At 70.3% G+C, this 6143-nt stretch carries 7 protein-coding genes; 5 read left to right on the plus strand and 2 right to left on the minus strand.

Annotated elements, in window-relative coordinates; all coding sequences use genetic code 11:
• From NBRGI_RS43440 to NBRGI_RS05425, 3 genes are all read left to right on the plus strand, one after another.
• Positions 1–268 (plus strand): DUF3556 domain-containing protein (locus NBRGI_RS43440; protein ID WP_036557591.1); only part of this gene is annotated, 268 nt, incomplete at its 5' end.
• 43 nt (positions 269–311) lie between these two features.
• Positions 312–1013 carry an NUDIX hydrolase gene (locus NBRGI_RS05420; RefSeq protein ID WP_036557593.1) on the plus strand — a complete coding sequence of 234 codons (702 nt, stop codon included), beginning with the start codon at positions 312–314 and terminating at the stop codon, positions 1011–1013.
• Between the two features lie 52 nt (positions 1014–1065).
• Positions 1066–1530 (plus strand): NUDIX hydrolase, encoded by a 465-nt coding sequence (locus tag NBRGI_RS05425; protein WP_029893138.1) that lies wholly within the window; start codon positions 1066–1068, stop codon positions 1528–1530.
• Between the two features lie 24 nt (positions 1531–1554).
• Here NBRGI_RS05425 and NBRGI_RS05430 read toward each other — a convergent pair whose 3' ends face one another.
• A complete protein-coding gene (locus NBRGI_RS05430) occupies positions 1555–3582 on the minus strand; it encodes an MMPL family transporter (protein WP_441919261.1) in 2028 nt (675 codons plus the stop codon).
• 62 nt (positions 3583–3644) lie between these two features.
• Positions 3645–4220 carry a TetR/AcrR family transcriptional regulator gene (locus NBRGI_RS05435; protein ID WP_029893140.1) on the minus strand — a complete coding sequence of 192 codons (576 nt, stop codon included), beginning with the start codon at positions 4218–4220 and terminating at the stop codon, positions 3645–3647.
• A 145-nt stretch (positions 4221–4365) separates the two neighbouring features.
• On the opposite strand from NBRGI_RS05435, the gene NBRGI_RS05440 reads away from it, so the two are divergent.
• Together NBRGI_RS05440 and NBRGI_RS05445 are read left to right on the plus strand one after the other, a co-directional pair.
• Positions 4366–5619, plus strand: coding sequence for an NADH:flavin oxidoreductase/NADH oxidase family protein (locus NBRGI_RS05440; RefSeq protein WP_029893141.1), 1254 nt, complete (start codon positions 4366–4368; stop codon positions 5617–5619).
• A 92-nt stretch (positions 5620–5711) separates the two neighbouring features.
• Positions 5712–6143 (plus strand): DUF5933 domain-containing protein (locus NBRGI_RS05445; RefSeq protein ID WP_029893142.1); only part of this gene is annotated, 432 nt, incomplete at its 3' end.

Below are 6143 nucleotides of genomic sequence, written 5' to 3' on the forward strand. Positions count from 1 at the left end.
CAGCACCGCCGTCGGCTGGAACTTCGGCGACGGGCACATGCACAACGAGCAACTCATCGCCGCGCTGCAGCAGCGCTGTCACTTCGAGCCCGGCGAGGTCCGCGTGGTGCTGCTGGACGCGCAGCCGATCCACAAGGGCACCCAGGCCTATCGGCTCGTCGACGCCGCCACCGGCGAGTTCGAGCACGGCGTGGTCCACGTCGCCGACATGGTCACCCGCCAGCCATGGGCGGACGACGTGCCGGTCCATGTGGGGGCGGGAAAGTGAACTCGGCGAACGATTGTGGCCGGAGTGCGGCAAGATCGAAGGCATGACTCCCGGACCGTTCCTGCCCGAGAGCGTCGACGAATTCCGCGTCCTCGCCCGCACCCGGTTGCGTCGGTTCGTCCGGACCGAGGTGCCCGACGAGCCGGGTCTGCGCCGCGCCGCGGTACTGCTGTGCGTGGTCGGGCAGGCCGACGGCTCCCCTGCGGTGATCGTGATCCGGCGGGCCTACCAGGGGCGCAACGCGGGACAGTGGGGACTGCCTGGCGGCCGGATCGATCCGGGCGAGACCGCCGAACAGGCCGTCCTGCGGGAACTGCACGAGGAGCTCGGCATGACGGCGACGTCCACCGATCTGGTCGGCCTGCTCGACGACTTCCCCGCCGCGTCCGGTTTCGCGATCACGCCGTTCATCGCCGCACTGCCCGACGCCGCCGAGCTGACCCCGAACCCGAGCGAGGTGCACTCGGTGCACCTGGTGAACCTGGACCGGCTCGCCGACGACGACGTGCCGCACTGGGTGTCGCGGCAACACGCGGTCCCGCAACCGGAGCTGCGCGACGAGCCCGAGCCGGTCGCCGCCGCCGACGATGTGCGCCTGCTGCAGATGCGGCTGGGCCCCGATATGACGATCCACGCGCCCACCGGCGCGCTGCTCTGGCAGTTCCGCGAGATCATCCTGCTCGGGCGGGACCATGACAGTGCCCGCGTCTCCGACTTCACCCAACCGGACTGGACCCAGCACTAGTGGACTTGCCGGACGTGGCATGCTCGGTGCCCATACCCGATCAGGAGGCCAGGTGACCATCTTCCGCACCATCGTCGGCGTGCAACTACTGCTGATCGAGAACGGCCGGGTACTGCTCGCGCGCCGGCGCAACACCGGCTTCGCCGACGGGCAGTGGAACGCCCCGGGCGGCAAGCTCGACGAGGGCGAGGATGTGCTGACCGCGATCATCCGCGAGGCCGACGAGGAGATCGGCGTCCAGCTCGAGCGGGACGACGTCGATCTGGTCGCCTCGATCCACATCCAGCACCCGCCCGGCCAGACCCGGATCGTGTTCGTCTTCCGCGCCCGGAACTGGTCCGGCGAACCCTACAACCGCGAACCCGGCTCCTGCTCCGAACTGCGCTGGTTCCCCCTCGACGAACTCCCCGACAACACCATCCAGAGCACCCGCGCCGGCCTGGACCTCTACCGCCGAGGCGAGAACTTCGGCGTCTACGGCTGGCCCGAACCCTCCCTCATCGGCGACCCTCGATAACCCTCACCGCGACGACGTCGGGCATTACGGGGTGTTCTGCGGGGTTCGGGAGAGGGGGTTGGGCCACCAGATTTTGGGGCCGACGATGCTGAAAAGGGCTGGGATCACTACGGTTCGGACCAGGAAGGTGTCGAGCAGGATGCCGAGGCCGACGATGATGCCCAGCTGGGTGAGGATGATCAGCGGCAGGACGCCCAGGACGCAGAAGACGGCGGCCAGGACGATGCCCGCGCTGGTGATGACCGAGCCGGTGGCGGCGACCGCGCGGACGATGCCCTGGGTACTGCCGTGTTCGGGTGTCTCTTCCTGCGCCCGGGTGACCAAGAAGATGGTGTAGTCGATGCCGAGGGCCACGAGGAACAGGAAGGCGTACAACGGCGCACTGGTGTCCAGCGCAGGAAAACCCAAGAGGTGCAGGCTGATCCATGCCCCGAGCCCTAACGCGGCCAGTGCGCTCAGCACCGAGACGCCCACCAGCAGCACCGCGGCGGGCACCGCCCGCAACAGGGCCAGCAGGATCACCGACACGATAGCCAGGATCGTCGGAATCACCACGCGCTGATCGTGTTCGGCGGCCGTCCGGGTGTCCAGCCCCTCCGCGTCGCCACCGCCGACGAGCGCGCCGGGCACGTCGGCCAGTTCGCCGCGCATCGCCTCGATCGACGAGAAGGCTTGCGGTGACCCAGGTTCGGCGTTCAACACGACCGAGAAGCGGGTCAGACCGGTCGGCGATGTCCCGGTGGGCCGCGCGTCGGTGACCCCGGGCACGGCGCGCAGCGTCTGTTCCACCGCGGCCGCCGAATCACTGCGGGCGAGCACGATGGTCGGATTCGCCGCCCCCGCCGGGAAATGCGCGGCAAGCGTGTCGAAACCTTCGACGGATTCGGCGCGGACGCGGAACTGATCCGTCTGGGAAAGCCCGACATCAGCACCGATCAGCCCGGCCGCGCACGCGCCCAGCGCGACCAGCGCCGCACCCGCCACCAGCACCGGCCTGCGCACCACCCGCGCCGCGATCGCATGCCAGATCCCCGTTTCCGCCGCGACCCGGTCGTCGGCGCGGGGCACGAACGGCCAGAACACGTTCCGTCCGCACAGTGCGAGCGCGGCGGGCAGCGCGACGAGCACGAACAGCAGGGCGACCAGCAGCCCGGCCGCCGCACCCGCACCCAGACTGCGGGTATTGGGCAGCGAGGCGAGCAGCAGCGTCAGCAGCGCGGCGACGACGGTGACGTTGCTGGCCAGGATCGCGGGCCCGGCGTGGCGCACCGCGTGCCGGAGCGCGGTCCGATGGTCGGCGTGGCGATGCAACTCGTCGCGGTAGCGCGAAACCAGCAGCAGCGCATAGTTCGTCCCGGCGCCGAAGACCAGCACGCTGGTGATGCCCGAGGTCGAACCGTCGAAGGCCAGCCCGGTCCACCGCGCCAGTCCGGTGCCGACGGCGGCGGCGACCCGGTCCGCCGAGCCGACGACGAGCAAGGGCACCAGCCAGAGCACCGGCGATCGATAGGTAGCGACGAGCAGCAACGCGACGACGACCGCGGTCACCGCGAGCAGGGTGATGTTCGCGCCGGCGAAGGAATCGGCGATGTCACCGCCGAACGCGGGGCCACCGGTCACCTGGATGCGCAGATCGGCTGGTTGCGCCGCCTTGACGTCGTCGCGCAGTTCGCCGATGCGATCGGTGAGCGCGAATCCGCTCAGCGTCGAATCGACGGGCACCCGGCCGATCGCGGCCTTCCGGTCGGGCGCGACGAGCGGCTCCCCCAGCTTCGCCCGCAGGCCCGCCAGATCCTCGGGGCGCAGTTCCGCGCCGTCGGTGCGGGTCACCACGACGACCGCGGGCGCGGTGCCCGCGTCGGGAAACTGGGTGAGCAGTTCTTTCACGCGGGCCGATTCCGCGCTGCCGGGCAACGAGTTCGGGGCCTGCCCGGCGGCGTCGTTGTCGCCGATCCCGCCGATCACGCCGAACGACACGGCAACGAGCGCAAGCAGCAGCACCCATGATTTGCCGGCGGTGACCACGGCCGCGAACCGATCCCACATGCGCATCACCACACCATGGCAGAACCGCGCCCGGCGCGCTCGCTACCCACGCGAGCGGGTGGGCATGATCACCGCTGCGCGCGGGGCTCGAGGGCCAGCAGCCGGTCGAGCTGGGCGGCCACCCGATCCAGCGGAGTGACCGTGCGCCCCGCGATCGCCATGATGACCGCGCCCTCGATCGCGGCGACCGACATGGTCGCCAGCGACGCGGCGGGTTCGTCCGCGATGCCCTCGGCGGCCAGCTGATCGGTGAGCAGGCTCTCCCACGCGGCGAAGGATTCGGCGGCGATGGCCGGGGCCGCGGGCACCTCGGATCCGGCCAGCGCCGCGGCGACGACCGGGCAGCCCGCGGTGAAGTCGGAGGCGACGAGCAGTTCCTTCCACATCTTCACGAACGCGGCGAGCCGGACGGACGCGCTGCCCTTCCCCGCGGTCGCGGCGATACCGGCCGCCATGATCTTGCCCGCCGCCCGAGTGGCTTCCTCGACCAATTCTTGTTTCCCGCGCGGGAAATTCTGATAGATCGAGCGGCGCGCGGTGTTGCTGTAGGTCACCAGTTCGGTGATGCCGGTGCCCGCGACTCCGCGGCGTCTGATCAAGTCGATCGTGCCCGCGATCAGCCGCTCGCGTGGACGGATGGTCACCGCGGACCTCCTGATCTCTCCTGGGTTCCAGCTCCGATACCCAGCCTAGGACATGCCCGGCGGTATCCGAGGGCCTTGCGGTAGTACGACCATACTACTACCGTGATGGCTATTACACCCAGTTACGGCTACCAAAGGACCGTCCATGCCCGCCACCGTGACTCTGTCCGATCAACTCACCCTGCCGTGCGGCCAGGTGCTGCCCAACCGGCTGATGAAATCGGCGCTCAGCGAGGGCCTGGCCGATCCGGGCGGCAGTCCGGGCCGGCGTCTCGAACGCCTCTACACCCGCTGGGGCACAGGCGGTTTCGGGCTGGTCGTCACGGGCAACGTGATGGTCGATCGCGGACATCTGGGTGAGCCGGGCAACGTGGTGATCGACGACGACCGCGACCTCGACGGCCTGAGCCGCTGGGCGAAGGCCACCAAAGACGGCGGGGCGCCCATCTGGATGCAGCTCAATCATCCGGGCAGACAGGCGAATCCGCTGGCCACCCGCACCCGGCCGGTGGCGCCGTCCGCGATCGCACCGAAGATTCCCGGCATGCCGACGCCGCGTGCGCTCACCGACGCCGAGATCGAGGCGATCATCGACCGCTACGCCACCACCGCGCAGATCGCGGAGACCGCAGGCTTCGACGGCGTCCAGATCCACGGCGCGCACGGCTATCTCGTCTCCCAGTTCCTCTCCCCGCTGGCCAACCAGCGCACCGATCGGTGGGGCGGCGACGCCGAGCGGCGACGCCGGTTCGTGCTCGAGGTGGTGCGACGCATCCGGTCCGCCGTGAGCCCGGGCTTCGCGGTCGGCATCAAACTGAACTCCGCGGACTTTCAGCGCGGCGGCTTCACCGAGGACGAATCGCGGGCGGTGGTCGAGCAATTGGCGCACGAACACCTGGACCTCATCGAGATCAGCGGCGGCAGTTACGAATCCCCGGCGATGATGGGGCGCAACGACACTCGCTCCGACAGCACCCGCGCCCGCGAGGCCTACTTTCTCGACTACGCGCAGACCGTGCGCACCGTGGCGGCCGCCGTGCCGATCGCGGTCACCGGTGGTTTCCGTTCCCGGTCGGTGATGGCCGAGGCGCTCGCGGCTGCTGACTGTGACGTGATCGGGCTCGGCCGCCCCACCTGCCTGACCCCGGACGCGGCCACCGGACTGATCACCGAACGCGACGATCGACTGCGCACCGTGCCGATCGGGGTGGGTGGCCGGCTCGCCAAGGTCGGCAGCCTGCGCTCCTTCGACGGCGCCCTGGACCTGCAATGGCACACCGACCAACTGCACCTGCTCGGCGCGGGCGACGACCCCGACCCGGCCAGGCCGTGGTGGAAGACCACCGTCACCATGTTGAGCCGCAACGGGCTCGACGCCTTCCGCCGCAAGCGCGGCTGAGCCGGGCCGGAAAGCCGGGCCGGACCTGACAATGAGCGGCGGCTGTTAACCGGCCTGCGTGGCCACGTTCACATCGTGTTTACGATGTCCGAATGCTTATTCACGACCCGCAACGAGCCTCGCCCGACACCGAGCAGCTCGCGCCGCGCCGGCTGCGACCGGCGCTGGTCTGGTGCGCGCTGGCCGCCGCGGCGCTCGTGCTGGTCCTCGGCCAGGTCGTGGCCGTGCACATCAACGCGCTGGGCCCGCTGACCAGCCTGGCCTGGGACTACGTCGGCAGGCCGAAATCGGCGACCACGCCGTGGGCCGGTTTCCTGCTCGCACTCGTCGGCGTCACGACCAGGGTCCGGCGCAACGCGCTCGCCGCGGCCGTCGGCATCGATGTGGTGTTCGTGCTCATCCGCGCGGTCGAGGGCCGGGCGTTCACGGTCGGCAACGGCCCGACGATCGTGCTCACCGCGCTCGCGGTCGTCGCCGCCTGGCGGTGGACCGGCGCGACGCGACAGGTCGCCCTGCGCACCATC

It is taken from the genome of Nocardia brasiliensis IFM 10847 (genome assembly GCF_000710915.1).
In the GTDB taxonomy this organism is placed as follows: Bacteria; Actinomycetota; Actinomycetes; order Mycobacteriales; family Mycobacteriaceae; genus Nocardia; species Nocardia brasiliensis_A.